Here is a 15,306-nt window from a genome sequence, read left to right as displayed (position 1 = left end):
TGGCTCCGCAAGTAGGATTTGAACCTACGACCTACCGGTTAACAGCCGGTTGCTCTACCACTGAGCTATTGCGGAACGTTGCTTGAATTTATCGAAGTAACGATTTAAATTGTAACCGCAAACCAGAAACCTGTCAATCACTTTTTTAGAAAAGCTTTAATATTCCATGTCGTCTCTCGGCGACTTCTATAAGATAGCACGGGCAGAAAAGACCGTCAACACTTTTTTATAAAAAAACCCGAGCAAAATGAAAAACATTTTGCCCGGTACTAGTTCCTTCTTATTTAACGCTTCGGCTCCAACATCGTGAGACTGATCCGTCCACGATTGGCGTCCACTTGTTCAATCCATACGGTGACGATATCACCGACTGCAACGACATCAAGCGGATGCTTGACGTAGCGATTCGACAATTTCGAAATATGGACGAGTCCATCTTGCTTCACCCCGATATCAACGAACGCCCCAAAGTCGATGACGTTTCGCACCGTCCCTTGGAACTCCATCCCCACTTGAAGGTCCTCCAAGTTCATAACGTCGGTCCGAAGCAATGGTTTCTGAATATCTTCGCGCGGGTCACGTCCAGGCTTCGCGAGCGACTTCAAGATATCTTCGACTGTCGGTAATCCGGCATCTAGCTTCTCACTTAGCACTTTGGCATCGACCGTCTTTAATCGTTCCCGCAGTTCGGCCGTGCCTACCGCTTGCTTTGAAACACCGAGTTCCTTCAATAGAGAGAGTGTCAGTTTATAGCTCTCTGGATGAATCTCCGTCTGGTCGAGCACATCACTCCCGTTCGTGATCCGTAAAAAGCCGGCTGCTTGTTCATACGCCTTCGCTCCAAGACGTGGTACTTTCTTGATTTCTTTCCGTGTGTCAAAGCGGCCGAACTCGTCACGATACGCGACAATGTTTTTAGCCGTCGTCTTATTCAATCCGGATACATACGTGAGCAGTGACTCCGAAGCCCGGTTCACATCGACGCCGACCATGTTGACGACACTCTCGACAACGAACTCGAGCGATCCTTTCAACTTGTTCTGACTGACGTCATGCTGATATTGCCCGACCCCGACAGACTGCGGATCGACTTTGACGAGTTCCGCCATCGCGTCTTGAATGCGTCGAGCAATTGAGACGGCCGAACGTTCTTCCACTTTCAATTCCGGGAACTCTGATCGGGCAATTTCTGAAGCCGAATAGACACTCGCCCCCGCCTCGTTGACGATGGCATATGCTATCTCGCGTTCCGCCTTCTTTAGCCAGTTCGATACGAATTGCTCCGTTTCACGGGATGCGGTCCCATTCCCGATGACGATAACCGAGATTGGATAACGTTTCACGAGCGACGCCAACACTTTCTCTGAGCCCGCGACATCGTGTTTCGGTGCCGTCGGATAGAAGACACCGACCTCTTCGACTTTTCCAATTTCATTGACGACGGCCCATTTACAACCTGTACGATAGGCCGGGTCAATTCCTAGGACGACGACCTCACGAAGCGGTGGTTGCATGTAGAGCTGTTTCAAGTTTTTTGAGAACACATCGATTGCCTGTTCTTCAGCCGTCTCGGTCAACTCACTCCGGACTTCGCGTTCGATGGCCGGGAACACCGACTTCTTGAAGGCATCCTTCACGGCGAGCGTAACGAGTTCGCGTTTCTCCGTTGGCAAGCGGTCAAACTTACCGAGCGCTTGTCGCATGAAACCCGTCTCGTCGAAGACGATCTTCACTTGCAACACATCCGTGCGCTCTCCACGGTTCAAGGCGAGGATTCGGTGTGGGACGATTCCTGCGATTTTCTCTTCATATTCATAATACTGGGCGAACACTTCTTTCTCATCTTCCGCCTGCTTTTTCTTCTGTGAACGAAGGAGCGCCTCTTTCCGGACTCGTGTACGGAGTGATTGTCGAAGCGTCGCCACTTCGCCCCACTCCTCCCCGATAATCGATTGGACGAACGGAAGTGCTTCTTCAAGCGAGAGGTCCCCTGCTAACGACTGCGCTTCGGTCACTGAATATGGTGTTGGTTGACGATACCAGTCAGCGAGCGGTTGGAGCCCTTTCTCTCGACCTTGTTCGGCTTTCGTCCGTCGCTTCGGACGATACGGAAGGTAGATGTCATCGACTTGTTGCAGGCTCGTCGCCGTTTCAAGCGCACGGGTCAACTCTGGTGTCGCCTTCTCGAGTTCCTCGAGTTTGGCGAGGACGTCCGTCTTACGTTTGTGCAAACTCTCTTCATATTGTAAGGCATCGAGAATGGCTTTGATTTCCACTTCATCGAGATTACCGGTCATTTCTTTACGGTACCGGGCCATGAACGGAATCGTCGCTCCGTCCGCGGCAAGTTGTTGCACCGTCTCGACTTGACTCGTCTTCAACTTCAAATCTTTTGCGACTTTCGTAATCAATCGAATCACTTCCTTTTCTCTTCTCTCTTGAAGTGTAGCAAACTCACGCGTGGACTACAAAAAAACGATGACCGTTTAGTCATCGTTTGAGAATACTTCATTGAGCGGGACTTTGATGGCCTCGCGTAATTTCTCGAGCGCACGACGCTGTAAGCGCGATACGTGCATCTGTGAAATCCCAAGGAGCTCACCCGTCTCTTTTTGGCTCATGTTTTTATAATAAGCACATTCCAGAATCGCCTGTTCCCGTTCATTCAACACGCTGAACGCTTTTTCAAGGATGAGGCGCTGGTCAACCGATTCGTAACCACGTTCTTGACTCCCGACGAGGTCGAGGAGCGTGACGGTCGAACCTTCGTTGTCCGCTTCGATTGAGCTGTCGACGGAAAGGGCTTGGTAGCTCTTACCCATCTCGAGCGTTTCGAGAATCTCTTCATCGGAAACACCAAGGTGATCGGCGATCTCATCGATGCGTGGTGAACGTTGCAATTCGGTCGTTAACTCTTCGACCGTCTTCTTGATTTTCGGTCCGAGCTCTTTAATCCGGCGCGGAACGTGGACGCTCCACGTTTTGTCACGGATGAAACGCTTGATTTCACCGATAATCGTCGGAACGGCAAACGACTCGAAGCTGCGTCCAAACTCAGGGTCGAAACGACGAAGGGCAGCGAGAAGTCCGATCATGCCGACTTGAACGAGGTCGTCATGAATGGCCCGGCCTCGCGAAAACTTTCGTGCAAGCGCCTCAACGAGGTCCGAGTATCGGTTGATGAGGAGCATTTGGACTTCTTCATTTTGATCGTCCTGTTGATAACGCTCGATCCACTCTAATACTTCATCATCACTGTGATGGCGTTGTTGAGATTTTGCTGGCACTCTGATCCACCTCGTCCCTGTTAAGGAGTTTCGTCATCGTCACCTTGACACCATTGTCCTTGTTGATCGAGACGTCATCCATTAAGGCTTCAATGAGGAAAAGACCGAGTCCCCCTTCGTGAAGCGATTCGATTTCAGCCGTCTCTTCGACTGGTGCCGCTTGGCGTTTCACGTCGTCGGCAAATGTTTTGCCCGAGTCCTCGATCGTCATTTCGAGACGATCTTGATGGACGCCACACGTAAGCTTCACTTCACCTTCTTGATCTTCATAGGCATGTTGAACAGCATTGCCACAGGCTTCCGAGACCGCGATTTTAATATCCTCGATCTCGTCGTACGTATATCCCATACGGTTAGCGATTCCTGAGACGACTAAACGGACCACACCGACATACTCCGGTTTGGCCGGGAACGTCATCACCGTCTGTTCGATGTTACTCATTGCGTGCCACCTCTTACGTTTGTATTGATCGAAAGCAACTTGTGCAGCCCTGTCAATTCAAAGAGACGGTTGACGCGGTCGGTGACGCCGACGAGCGACAACTCTTTCTCGTTACGTTTGGCTATTTTAAGGGCACCGACAAATACGCCAAGACCAGTTGAATCCATATAGTCCACTTCATCCAAATGAACGGTAACATCCTGCTCCGTAATAGCCGGGTGCAAGACTTCCTTCAATTTTGGTGCGGTATATGTATCCACTTCTCCGGATACGTAAAGGTGTAATTGTTCTCCAATGACTTGCTCGCGAATCGCTAAATCCATCGTATATTCCCTCCTAATGTGCGTACAGAAAAATTGAGTACGATTAAACTAAATTCCCGTTTTACAGAATTCTAAACTATTTTTTGAAGATTTTTTTGAAAAAAAACCGATACCCATGTATCGGTTTCTTTATATGTAAGCTAGAGAGGGATTAATCCCAGACTAATCTCTAGCGCTCGGTCAACTTTGTGCATCGTCTCATCATCGAGATGAGTGACTTTATCTGTCAGACGACGCTTATCAATCGTTCGAATCTGTTCAAGCAAAATCACGGAATCTCGTTCGAGACCATGTTTGACTTGATATACCTCTACATGAGTCGGCAGTTTTGCTTTCTGGATCTGAGCCGTAATCGCAGCGACAATGACGGTCGGGCTAAAGCGATTGCCGATATCGTTTTGAATGACGAGAACCGGACGAACTCCACCTTGCTCTGAACCGACTACGGGCGACAGATTCGCATAAAACACGTCACCACGCTTTACGATCACTCCGCTCACACCCCGCTTACTTGACGTAAGAGAGCATGTTCGGCTTCCGTCTCAATCATCAGCATCTCTTCTGCCATATTCAAATTAAACGCGGCCATCTCTTGATAGCCCCTCGCCAATTCTTCGCGCAGTGTTTGTTGTCGATCAGCAATTTCTTTAGACAAGTACGTCACTACATCGTTCAATGACAATGATTCACGATCTTTCATCGAAATCGGACCCACATGTTGCGAGAACCGATCTGGAACGGACGCTAAAGCACCCGCAGTTCGCTGTTTCAACATCTTACACCTCCAGAATCGTTTCAATGACTGGCGGAAATCTTCCCGCGTTCTTTACCAATATAACACGCGAGTTTGGGAAAATATAGAGGATTCCCGAAAGAATTCAGATAATTTCACACGTTTTCCGCTTTACACATAACGTCGTGGGAGGCGGCTCGTCAATTGACAGACGACCTCGTAGTTGATTGTCTCGAGATGCGTGGCCAGTTCATCAATCGCGACCGGTCCACCGATGAGCGTGACGACCGTCCCGACCGGAACTGACTCGGGAAGCCTCACCATGAAGCGGTCCATACAGACACGACCGACAATCGGACAACGGTGACCGTTTACGTCGACTTCGAATCCGCTCGCTTTACGAATCCAGCCGTCGGCATATCCGACCGGCACGGTACCAATCCACTCATCTTCAGTCGTCGTATACGTCGCCCCGTAGCTGATCGTCTGTCCAGCTTCGAGTTGCTTCACTTGCATGAGCTTGCTCTTCAACGTGAAGGCCGGACGTAAAAATGAATAGAAGGAAGCCATCTCAGCCGACGGATACAATCCATAGAGCGCGATGCCGACCCGGACCAAGTTATACGGCACATCTTGTCCGGCCATGCGGATCGCCCCGGCCGAGTTCGATGTATGGATGTAACGGAATCGCGAGTGGAGTCCATCCATCAACTGAGTGAACCGCTCCTGCTGCTCATAGTAAAGCTCACTGTCCGGCTCATCCGCTGTCGCAAAGTGCGTATAGATCCCTTCGACGATAAAACGGTCATCGGCCGCCTCGAGAAGTGCATCAAGTTCAGCGCTGGTCCGCAAACCGAGGCGTCCCATCCCGGTGTCGACTTTCACATGAACGGTCAGCGGACGGTCAGATAGATGCGTGCGCGCCTCACGTAACCAGTCGGCCGAAAAGACCGACAACGTCACATCATGATCGGCCGCGACGCCCGCAGTTTCTGGGAACTGGGCCTCCATGACGAGAATCGGTGCTTCAATCCCAGCCTCTCGGAGCTCGATGGCTTCTTCAAGCAAGGCCACTCCGAGCATCGTTGCCCCGTTCTCGAGTGCGATTTTCGCGACTTCGACGGCTCCATGTCCGTAAGCGTTCGCTTTGACGACGGCCATGAGCGCTTGCGGGATCCGTTTTTTGATTTCGATTACGTTATGCTTGATCGCCGCCCGATCAATTTCAATCCAACTTGGACGAAACATCGTGATCCCCCTCTTCAATGATGACTTGTGCCACGGCGTATTGCTCGCTGTGGCTGATACTCATATGAATCCGGCCTGAGTAAGGCGCCGTCATATGTGGTCGCCCGGCCTCATCCGGTAAGATTTCGATTTGTTGCCACGACAGGCCCCGGGCAATCCCGGTCCCGACCGCTTTGGCATACGCTTCCTTCGCCGCGAACCGTCCAGCGACGAATTCGATGCGGCGTTGTTCTGGATAGGCGTCGGCGAGCGCCCGCTCAGCTTCGGTCAACAGACGCGCGACGAAACGGTCATTTTTGAGCGAGCGAGCAATCCGCTCGAGCTCGACGATATCGATTCCGATTCCCACAATCACAGGACACTCGCTCCTTTCCTTTTTCACTCGTTTCCTTATACAATTAAGGAAAGAGGTGATGCTATGTTTAGTCGTACTGAGAATGTTCAAACGTTCGTCCGAGCGTATCCGCTCGTAACGCTGTTCATTGTAATCCAACTGCTCGTGTTTGTCATCGATTCTTTGGTACCTGACCTCCGAATCGTCGCACTCGGTGGGTCGTTCCATCTCGCGCTCGCCCAAGGGGAATGGTACCGTCTCTTGACGGCCAACTTCATCCACTTAGGGCTCGGTCATTTGCTGTTCAACTCGTTCGCTTTGATTATCTTCGGACCTGCCATGGAACGCATGGTCGGCCATATCAAATTCGCCGTGTTCTATATCGTCGCCGGTGTGCTTGCCAACCTGCTCACGTTCTTCACAGTGAGTGAACTGTTTTATCTGCAAGCCGGTGCGTCCGGTGCGATTTTAGCGATTCTTGGCTTCTACGTGTACATCGGTCGGTTCCGCCGAACGCTCATCTATAGCCAGGACGCGCGACTCGTCTATATCTTCGTCGCCATCAGCGCCGTGTTCACGCTCATCGGGGCGAACGTATCACTGTGGGGACATGTGTATGGTTTCCTCGCCGGATTTGTGCTCGCAATCCCGCTCTCCCGGTTCGCGGTCCCATACTCGCGCCCGCTCCGCTACGGAAAGTACAAGCCACGCAAGTATTCCCCGCCCATCATTCATACGGGTGAAGGCAAATGGATTTTCTACGTGATCGTCGGACTGGCCGTGTTCGGTTTGTTCGCCCGCTTCTTATGACAGTAATAAAGAGAGGATTCGCCCGAGCGGCGAATCCTCTCTTTTGTTTAGGCGAGCAAAGTGAGCATGAGCGCCTTTTGCGCGTGTAAGCGATTCTCGGCTTGATTGAACACGACCGACTGCGGACCATCGATGACGTCGGCCGTCACTTCTTCGCCGCGATGGGCCGGGAGGCAGTGTAGGAAAATCGCCTCTGACTTCGCTTGCTGCATGAGCGAAGCATCGACTTGGAACGTCGCAAACTGCGTCAACCGTTCCGCCGCTTCCGCTTCTTGCCCCATGCTCGCGAACACATCCGTGTAAATGACATCCGCACCCGTGGCGGCAGCAACCGGGTCTTGCCAAAGCGTGATGCTGCCTCCAGTAGTCGCTGCGAGTTCGTTCGCCCGTTCGAATATCTCGGTCTCGACCGTATATGCTTCTGGCGAGGCGATGCGGATGTGCATCCCACTGAGCGCGCCCCCGATCATGAGCGAGTGGGCCATATTGTTCCCGTCGCCGATGTACGTCAACGTCTTCCCTGTTCTCGTGCCGAACACTTCCTCGACCGTCAACAAGTCGGCGAGTACTTGGCACGGGTGATGGGAATCGGTCAATCCGTTGATGATTGGAATCGAACCTGCCGAAGCGAGCGTCTCGACCGTCGCGTGGGCGTACGTCCGAATCATGAGCGCATCGACATAACGGCTCATGACTTGTATCGTATCCGTCAGCGGTTCCCCACGCCCGATTTGTAAATCACTGCTGCTCAAGAACAGCGGATAACCGCCGAGTTCGACGACACCGACCTCGAACGACATCCGGGTCCGGGTCGAGGCCTTCTCGAACAAGAGCGCCACTTTCTTGCCGGCGAGCGCCGACTGGAACGCTTCCGGCTGTCGTTTCACTTCGGCCGCGAGTCCAAGCAAGTCGTCGAGGGCGGACGGAGTCAGTTCCTCGAGTGTCAGTAGATGATTGATGGTTTTCGTCGTCATAATGGTAGTCCCTCTCCTGTCTGCATCGTTTGAAGTGAACGGACCCGCATCGGTTCCGCTTGCATCGCTTGTTGATAGTATTCGGCAAGATGTGTCTCCGAGATGACGTGGACGCCATTTCGGACCGCCGTCTCACGTGCCGCTTGCTCTTCTGGTGCGTTCGAGAATAGGACCGACACGTTTTGGAACTCGGTCGTCTCATCAAGCGTTTGATCACTATATGACGACCAGCCTTGGCCGGCTACGGTCTCAGTCCGATTCATGACGCGCGTCGTCGTCGCATCGTAACAGAACCGTTCGGACACGTAAGGGGTCATGCTGAATTGGAGTGTCTCTCCGGTCGAGCGCATGACGGGTCCGGTGAGCGGGTCGACGCCTGGCAATTTCAAACTCGAGAACACCGGTGTCTTGATGGCATAGCCGCTCCATACCGGACGTGCCTCTGGGACGACGGTTGCCAACTCATGGCCGAACGCCGCGAGCGTCGCCCATTCGATGAGTGGTTCCCCGGTCACTTTACTGACGATTGGGACCGTCCGAGATGCACGCGGATTGATTTCGAGCACGTAAATGACGTCGCCCTTCAAAACGAATTGGATATTGAGCGCGCCCCGGTACGTGAGTGCTCGCCCGATTGTTTGAACGATGGCTTCAATCTCGGCTTGTTGCGCGAGTGACGTCTTGATCGGCGGCAGAATCATCGTCGAATCGCCCGAATGGACACCGGCTGCCTCAATCTGTTCGAGCAAGGCCGGAACGTAGACGGTTTTCCCGTCAGTGACACAGTCGACTTCGAGTTCACGTCCATCGACATACGCATCGACGAGGAGCGGATAAGTCAAGTGCGGTTCGACTTGAGCCAACTCCGCCGCAGTCCGGATGATATACATGCCTTTTCCACCGATGACGTAGGAGGGACGGACGACACATGGATACCCGAGACGATCGATCGCGGACGTCAACTCGTCAACTGATCCGACCTCTTCTCCAGGGATGTGGGCCACCCCGATTTCGTCAAGGAATTGATAGAACCGATCCCGGTCCTCCATTTGATCGATGACGTCTGCCGTCGCCCCGAGCAAGTGGTAGCCTTTGGTTTCTAGCGCACGGGCGAGTGAGATGCCGGTCTGGCCGCCGAACTGGATGAGGACGTCCTGACAGCCTTCTGCCTCCAATACGTGGACGACATCTTCAAACGTCAACGGTTCGACGTACAGTTTGTCTGCGACCGTGAAGTCGGTTGACACCGTCTCCGGATTGTTGTTGATCATAATCGTCTCGACCCCGAGCTTTTGAAGGGCCCAGACAGCGTGCACCGAACTGTAATCGAACTCGATACCTTGCCCGATGCGAATCGGCCCTGACCCGATGATGGCGACTTTCGGGCGCTCGCTCGGCACGACTTCAGACGTCCCGTGCCACGACCCGTAAAAGTACGGTGTGTGGCTCTCGAACTCGGCGGCACACGTATCAATCATCTGATAGACCGGATGGATGTCGTGTTCGAGCCGCATCGCTGCGACTGCGTCGGCCGTGACGTTCATCTGTTGCGCAATCTGGGCGTCAGTGAAACCGAACCGTTTCGCTCGCAACAAGTTTTCTTTCATAGACAGGTCCAGACGGATTGTCGTCACGAGTCGCTCGAACGTCATCATGAAGTGCGGGGCGATACCCGTCAGCGCTTCAAGCTGTGACGCCGTGGCGATTCCCCGATCGAGTAACGCGAGGCACGCCAGGAGACGACGATCGGTCGGTGCCGAAATTTCAGCGTAGAGCGCGTCAGGATCAGCTGTCGCCATCCAACTCGGATAGAGCGGACTCTGCTCAACACCGGCACCGCGCCACGCTTTCTGTAGCGCTTCTTCGAGTGTTTTGCCCATCGCCATGCTCTCCCCGGTCGCTTTCATCTGCGGTCCGAGCGTCCGGTCCGTCCCATTGAACAAATCGAACGGGAACGTCGGCACTTTCGCCGTCACATAATCGAGGGCCGGCTCGAAGCTCGCCATCGTCCCGTTCGTGACGGGATTGATGCAATCGTCGAGTCGTTCCCCGAGGGCAAGACGGGTGGCAATCTTCGCAATCGGATAACCGGTCGCCTTCGAGGCGAGCGCCGAGCTACGTGAGACACGCGGGTTCACTTCAATCACGTAATAGGCGTCTTCCGTCGGATGAACGGCGAACTGGATGTTACACCCGCCGACGACACCAAGTGCCGAGACGATTCGGAACGCGGCGCTCCGTAACGTCTGATGCATGACATCCGATAGCGTCTGGGCCGGGGCGAACACGACCGAATCGCCCGTATGGACGCCGACCGGGTCGATGTTTTCCATGTTGCAGACGATGATACACGTCCCGTTGGCGTCGCGCATGACCTCATATTCGAACTCTTTATACCCGGCGATACTCTGCTCGATTAAACACTGCGAGATGGGACTCGCCTCGAGACCACGTTGCGCAAGCGTGTAGGCGGCATCAATCGTCTCCGCAATCCCGCCGCCGGTACCGCCGAGCGTGAACGCCGGACGGACGATGAGCGGGACGCCTGTCTCGGCGATAAAGCCTTCAAGGGCCTCGATCGATTCGATGGTCGTGCTGACCGGGAGCGGTTCCCCGAGTTCGTTCATCTTCTGTTTGAACCGTTCGCGGTCCTCCCCGTCGCGAATCGTCTCGAGCGACGTCCCAAGGAGAGCGATGCCGTATCGTTCGAGCACGCCGGCCTCGTCCAAGGCGAGCGCCAAATTGAGGGCGGTCTGCCCGCCGACCGTGGCGAGCAAGTGGGTCGGACGTTCTGTCTCGATAATCAACTCGGCCTTCTCTAACGTCATCGCCTCGATGTACGTGTGATCGGCCAAACCGGGATCGGTCATGATCGTGGCCGGGTTCGAGTTGAAGAGCACGACCTCACAGCCTGCTTCCCGAAGCGCTTGGCACGCCTGTGTGCCCGAATAGTCAAACTCGGCCGCCTGTCCGATGATAATCGGACCTGAACCGATGACGAGTACTTTCTTATGCATAGACGTTCACCCCTTGCTGAATCATTTCGTCGAAGCGGTCAAAGATGGCTTGTGCTTCCTTCGGTCCCGGACTGGCCTCCGGATGGAACTGGGCCGAGAGGATTGGAGCCGTCCGGTGCAACGTCCCTTCGACCGATAAATCGTTAACATTTTCAAATAGTAGCTCGAGCGGCGTCGCTTCCAAACTGTCCCGTTTGACGACGTACCCGTGATTTTGCGATGTCATCCACACTTCACCCGTCTGGACGTTCCGGACCGGATGATTGGATCCGCGGTGTCCGTACGTCTGTTTTTCAATTCCACACCCGAACGCGAGCGCGAGCAGTTGATGGCCCATACAAATGCCGAGTGTCGGATACGCCAATGCCACTTCACGCACATGATCGAGGTAGTCGACCAAATCACGTGGATCTCCCGGACCGTTCGACACGAGAATCCCGGTCGGCGCGAGCGCATGGACTTGGACAGCCGTCGTATCGAACGGAACGACTGTCACCGCGTACCCTCGCTCCACCATCGCTTGAACCATCGACGCCTTCACGCCGAAATCAAGACAGACGATATGTCCGCTCGCCCCGTTGCCGTGACGCACATGACGTGGCGTCGAAACGGTCTCCGTAATCTGATGTAGATCCCCATCGAACGACACATCCGATTCAGACGTCATCACGCCCCACTGATCCCCATGTTCACGAAGGGCATGGACGAGCGAGCGCGTGTCGACATCAGACAGTACCGGCACTCCGGACTGCTCCAACCAATCCTTCAAGTCGGTCGCCGCCCCGTTGCCAGCTAACGTCTGGACGAGCACGCCCGCCACTTGAATGTCCGCACTTTCAGATGCTGCGTCGGTCAACCCATATTGTCCGATGAGCGGATATGTGAACGCGACGATTTGACCGGCGTACGAAGGATCGGTCAACACTTCTTGATAACCGGTCATCCCTGTGAAGAAGACGACCTCCCCTTTCGCCGAGCGCGCACTCGTCTCCCACGTCCCATTGAACTGTTGACCGCTTTGTAACGTCACTGTCCCCGTCATGACACCATCTCCTTTGTAATCACATGTCCAATGATTGCGAGCGCCTCATCCACTTCGGCTTCTGTAAGCAACAAAGACGGCAAGAAGCGAATCACGTCAGGACCTGCCGCAACGACCAAGAGGCCAGCGTCTCGCAACTGTTCGATCCATGCCGCGACCGATTGCGTCGCGACGAGCCCGAGCATCAAACCGAGTCCACGTACCTCGGTGAACGTCTCTCCGTCGACAAATTGTTCCAAGCCCGCTCGTAATCGCGCGCCCATCGCATTGACGTGGGCAAGTGCGTCCGCCTCGAACAAAATGTCGAGCGTCGCTTCCGCCGCGGCCATCGCGAGCGGATTGCCGCCGAACGTCGAACCGTGACTGCCAGCCGTGAAGACGTGTTCCGCACCTGCTGCTGTCAAAATCGCTCCGACAGGAAAACCACTACCGAGCCCTTTCGCGAGCGTGACGACGTCCGGTTTAAGCGGTGTCTGTTCGAACGCGAAACGGGTACCTGTGCGGGCAATCCCGGTCTGCACCTCATCGACGACGATTTTGACACCATGCTCAGTCGCTTTCGCTTGAAGCGCTTCGAGCCATGCCGAGTCAGCGACGACGACCCCACCCTCGCCTTGGACGATTTCGAGCCAGACCGCAGCCGTCTCGTCATCGATTATGTCGAGTGCGTCCATGTCGTTGAACGGCGCGTGTACAAAATCAGACACCATCGGGCCGAATCCGGCTTTGACTTTGTCTTGTCCGGTCGCCCCGAGCATGGCGAACGAGCGACCGTGGAACGATTTCGTGAACGTCACGATTTTTGTCTTGTTCGTCCATTTCCGAATCAATTTGAATGCCCCTTCGTTCGCCTCGGTTCCGCTGTTACAGAAGAACGCATGCGTCAAATGCGTCCCTGACATGAGCGTCTCGGCGACGCGCGCTTGCCCGCTGATGTTGTAAAGGTTCGAGGTGTGCCACACTTTTTGAAGCTGCGCCTCTAGCGTTTGGCTCACGTGCGGATGACGATGACCCGTCCCGCAGACGGCGATGCCCATGACGAAATCGAGATACCGCTTCCCCGCCGTATCGGTCACGTAGGACCCGCTCGCCTGCTCAATCTCAATATGTCGTTGTCCGTATGTCGGTAGTAGTGAATACATGGTGCACCTCCTGTAGTGTTGTCCCGGGATGAACCGGGTCCTTGCCGTCACGGATGACGGCGACTGCAATACCTCCTGCTAGAGCTGCTAAGAGCGCCTCGGTTTTCGGGATCATCCCCCCATAGATATCCCCTGTGGCGATGGCCGTTTGGATGTCTTCACGTGTCAGCGTTTGACGGAACGTCCCATCAATCCGAATACCTGGGACGTCAGTGATCATTTCAAAACGGTCGGCCTGCAACGCGATCGCGACTGCGATCGCACAATCGTCTCCGTTACAGTTCAACGTGCCGTCCGGTCCTTGTAAGAGTGATGTCACGACAGGCACGTACCGACTCGCGAGCAACAGCTCGAACAAGTCTGTCTCGACATGGTCAACTTCGCCGACCGCCCCGAGCTCCACCAACTGCTTTCCTGTCAGCGTCTGTCCGTCCACACCCGAGAGACCGACCGCTTGAATCTGATGACGTCCGAGGGCAGCGACGATTTCGGTCTGCATCTCCCCCGCGAGCACACGCTCGGCTCCCGTTAACACGTCTGCGGTCGTGACACGACGTCCGTCTTGAAACACCGGTTCGATTTGTTGGTGCTCGCAATAAGCGGACAACGCAGGTCCACCCCCATGAACGATCACAAGTTCATGTCCCGCCTCGAGCCATGCCTGCCATTCTTTGAAATAGTCCGGATGGAGCGTGTCCCAAACGCTCCCGCCGAGTTTGACGATTTTCCGTTGTTTCATGTCCGGTAACTCGCGTTGATTTTGACGTAATCGTAAGTCAAATCGCAGCCGTACGCCTGACCTTGTCCGGTGCCGTCCTGCAATCGGATTTGGATCGAGACGACGTCTTGTCCCATCTCTTCTGTCGCGAGCGCCTCATCGAACCAGACCGGCGCACTTTCCATCAGCACATGCTGTGACCCGATGCGGATGTCGACGTGGTTCACGTCAATCGGTTGCTCCGATGCACCGATGGCGGCGATGATGCGTCCCCAGTTCGCATCTTGTCCATAGACGGCCGTCTTCACGAGCGACGAGCCGACGACTTGTTTCGCAATCATCCGAGCCGCCTCATCCGTCTTCGCCCCGACGACCTCGACCTCAATCAATTTCGTCGCCCCTTCCCCGTCACGAGCAATCGCCTTGGCGAGATCTGTGCACACGTCCGTCAACGCTTGGCAGAAGCAGTCATAGGCTGGTGTCCCTTCGATGATTTCATCCATCTCGGTCAGTCCGCTCGCCAAAGCGAGCACCATATCGTTCGTCGAACTGTCCCCGTCGACGGTGATGCTGTTAAACGAGGCGTCCACGCTCTGTTTCAGCGCCCGTTGTAACACGTCGGGCGCGATGACGGCATCGGTCGTGATGAAGCCGAGCATCGTCGCCATGTTCGGATGAATCATTCCCGAGCCTTTGGCCACACCTGCGATTGTCACGGTCGCGCCTCCTTCGGTGTACTCGACGCCCGTACATTTTGTTCCCGTATCGGTCGTCAAAATCGCTTCCGCGAACGACTCCGCCCCCGTCTCCTCATGGATCGGTTCAAGCAAATCGATCCCGTTCAAGAGCGTCTCCATCGGCAACAGTTGACCGATGACACCTGTCGAGGCAATCGCCACTTCTTCCGGTTTGACCCCGATATGTTCGGCCGCCTTATCGCGCATCGTATACGCGTCCTCGAGCCCTTGCGGACCGGTGCAGGCGTTGGCGTTTCCACTGTTAATCAAGACGGCACGAATCTTCCCGCTCGACGCATGTAGCGTTTCTTTCGTCACTTGAATCGGAGCCGCTTGAAATTGGTTCGTCGTATACACCGCGGCGGCACTAGCCAACTGTTCGCAGACGAGCAGGGCTAAATCCTTACGCTTTCGTTTCAGTCCGGCGTGAACCCCGCACGCTTGAAACCCTTTCGGCGTGACGACGTGGACGACAGGGCTGATCGTTGTTTCAATCATT

At 54.6% G+C, this 15,306-nt stretch carries 15 protein-coding genes and 1 tRNA gene; 1 reads left to right on the top strand and 15 read right to left on the bottom strand.

Annotated features, from left to right (window positions below; genetic code table 11):
* The 9 genes from M467_RS31285 to acpS form a co-directional block, all read right to left on the bottom strand.
* Window positions 1-75 (bottom strand) — tRNA-Asn (locus M467_RS31285).
* 209 nt (window positions 76-284) lie between these two features.
* A complete protein-coding gene (locus M467_RS31280; protein ID WP_021068186.1) occupies window positions 285-2,411 on the bottom strand; it encodes a Tex family protein in 2,127 nt (708 codons plus the stop codon).
* 75 nt (window positions 2,412-2,486) lie between these two features.
* On the bottom strand, window positions 2,487-3,287 hold the full coding sequence (gene sigB / locus M467_RS31275; protein WP_021068185.1) for an RNA polymerase sigma factor SigB: 801 nt from the start codon (window positions 3,285-3,287) through the stop codon (window positions 2,487-2,489).
* Window positions 3,253-3,729: an anti-sigma B factor RsbW gene (gene rsbW, locus M467_RS31270; protein ID WP_021068184.1), complete on the bottom strand. Its 477-nt coding sequence runs from the start codon at window positions 3,727-3,729 to the stop codon at window positions 3,253-3,255. The genes sigB and rsbW overlap by 35 nt, the downstream gene beginning before the upstream one ends.
* Entirely contained in the window at window positions 3,726-4,052 is a 327-nt protein-coding gene (locus M467_RS31265) for an STAS domain-containing protein (RefSeq protein ID WP_021068183.1), read from the bottom strand. The genes rsbW and M467_RS31265 overlap by 4 nt, the downstream gene beginning before the upstream one ends.
* Before the next feature lie 140 nt (window positions 4,053-4,192).
* Window positions 4,193-4,543 carry a type II toxin-antitoxin system PemK/MazF family toxin gene (locus M467_RS31260; RefSeq protein ID WP_029596222.1) on the bottom strand — a complete coding sequence of 117 codons (351 nt, stop codon included), beginning with the start codon at window positions 4,541-4,543 and terminating at the stop codon, window positions 4,193-4,195.
* Window positions 4,544-4,548: 5 nt separating this feature from the next.
* Window positions 4,549-4,827: a hypothetical protein gene (locus M467_RS31255; RefSeq protein ID WP_021068181.1), complete on the bottom strand. Its 279-nt coding sequence runs from the start codon at window positions 4,825-4,827 to the stop codon at window positions 4,549-4,551.
* 129 nt (window positions 4,828-4,956) lie between these two features.
* Complete coding sequence (gene alr / locus M467_RS31250; protein ID WP_021068180.1) at window positions 4,957-6,033, bottom strand: alanine racemase; 1,077 nt, start codon at window positions 6,031-6,033, stop codon at window positions 4,957-4,959.
* Window positions 6,011-6,388, bottom strand: a complete 378-nt coding sequence (gene acpS, locus M467_RS31245; RefSeq protein ID WP_021068179.1) for a holo-ACP synthase — start codon at window positions 6,386-6,388, stop codon at window positions 6,011-6,013. Before acpS ends, alr begins: the two co-directional genes overlap by 23 nt.
* 63 nt (window positions 6,389-6,451) lie before the next feature.
* On the opposite strand from acpS, the gene M467_RS31240 reads away from it, so the two are divergent.
* Window positions 6,452-7,177, top strand: coding sequence for a rhomboid family intramembrane serine protease (locus M467_RS31240; RefSeq protein ID WP_021068178.1), 726 nt, complete (start codon window positions 6,452-6,454; stop codon window positions 7,175-7,177).
* A 47-nt stretch (window positions 7,178-7,224) separates the two neighbouring features.
* Here M467_RS31240 and argF read toward each other — a convergent pair whose 3' ends face one another.
* Genes argF through argJ form a run of 6 tightly spaced genes read right to left on the bottom strand, consistent with a single transcriptional unit; the run spans window position 7,225 to window position 15,305 of the window.
* Window positions 7,225-8,151, bottom strand: coding sequence for an ornithine carbamoyltransferase (gene argF / locus M467_RS31235; RefSeq protein ID WP_021068177.1), 927 nt, complete (start codon window positions 8,149-8,151; stop codon window positions 7,225-7,227).
* A complete protein-coding gene (gene carB, locus M467_RS31230) occupies window positions 8,148-11,168 on the bottom strand; it encodes a carbamoyl-phosphate synthase (glutamine-hydrolyzing) large subunit (RefSeq protein WP_021068176.1) in 3,021 nt (1,006 codons plus the stop codon). Before carB ends, argF begins: the two co-directional genes overlap by 4 nt.
* The gene (locus M467_RS31225; RefSeq protein WP_021068175.1) at window positions 11,161-12,210 is read right to left on the bottom strand and encodes a carbamoyl phosphate synthase small subunit; all 1,050 of its coding nucleotides are present in this window, start codon (window positions 12,208-12,210) and stop codon (window positions 11,161-11,163) included. Before M467_RS31225 ends, carB begins: the two co-directional genes overlap by 8 nt.
* The gene (locus tag M467_RS31220; protein WP_021068174.1) at window positions 12,207-13,352 is read right to left on the bottom strand and encodes an aspartate aminotransferase family protein; all 1,146 of its coding nucleotides are present in this window, start codon (window positions 13,350-13,352) and stop codon (window positions 12,207-12,209) included. The genes M467_RS31225 and M467_RS31220 overlap by 4 nt, the downstream gene beginning before the upstream one ends.
* Window positions 13,312-14,091 (bottom strand): acetylglutamate kinase, encoded by a 780-nt coding sequence (gene argB, locus M467_RS31215; protein WP_021068173.1) that lies wholly within the window; start codon window positions 14,089-14,091, stop codon window positions 13,312-13,314. The genes M467_RS31220 and argB overlap by 41 nt, the downstream gene beginning before the upstream one ends.
* On the bottom strand, window positions 14,088-15,305 hold the full coding sequence (gene argJ, locus M467_RS31210; protein ID WP_021068172.1) for a bifunctional glutamate N-acetyltransferase/amino-acid acetyltransferase ArgJ: 1,218 nt from the start codon (window positions 15,303-15,305) through the stop codon (window positions 14,088-14,090). The genes argB and argJ overlap by 4 nt, the downstream gene beginning before the upstream one ends.
* Window position 15,306: the final 1 nt, after the last annotated feature.

The organism is Exiguobacterium chiriqhucha RW-2 (assembly GCF_000416965.1).
Classification (GTDB): domain Bacteria; phylum Bacillota; class Bacilli; order Exiguobacteriales; family Exiguobacteriaceae; genus Exiguobacterium; species Exiguobacterium chiriqhucha.
This window is presented reverse-complemented; position numbering and strand designations above follow the sequence as displayed.

Bases quoted from the DNA above. Each gene is read 5' to 3' on its own strand.
- rsbW (WP_021068184.1), bottom strand. From the start codon at position 3,729: ATGAGTAACATCGAACAGACGGTGATGACGTTCCCGGCCAAACCGGAG.
- M467_RS31265 (WP_021068183.1), bottom strand. From the start codon at position 4,052: ATGGATTTAGCGATTCGCGAGCAAGTCATTGGAGAACAATTACACCTT.
- M467_RS31255 (WP_021068181.1), bottom strand. From the start codon at position 4,827: ATGTTGAAACAGCGAACTGCGGGTGCTTTAGCGTCCGTTCCAGATCGG.
- alr (WP_021068180.1), bottom strand. From the start codon at position 6,033: ATGTTTCGTCCAAGTTGGATTGAAATTGATCGGGCGGCGATCAAGCAT.
- M467_RS31240 (WP_021068178.1), top strand. From the start codon at position 6,452: ATGTTTAGTCGTACTGAGAATGTTCAAACGTTCGTCCGAGCGTATCCG.
- argF (WP_021068177.1), bottom strand. From the start codon at position 8,151: ATGACGACGAAAACCATCAATCATCTACTGACACTCGAGGAACTGACT.
- carB (WP_021068176.1), bottom strand. From the start codon at position 11,168: ATGCATAAGAAAGTACTCGTCATCGGTTCAGGTCCGATTATCATCGGA.
- M467_RS31225 (WP_021068175.1), bottom strand. From the start codon at position 12,210: ATGACGGGGACAGTGACGTTACAAAGCGGTCAACAGTTCAATGGGACG.
- M467_RS31220 (WP_021068174.1), bottom strand. From the start codon at position 13,352: ATGTATTCACTACTACCGACATACGGACAACGACATATTGAGATTGAG.
- argB (WP_021068173.1), bottom strand. From the start codon at position 14,091: ATGAAACAACGGAAAATCGTCAAACTCGGCGGGAGCGTTTGGGACACG.
- argJ (WP_021068172.1), bottom strand. From the start codon at position 15,305: ATGATTGAAACAACGATCAGCCCTGTCGTCCACGTCGTCACGCCGAAA.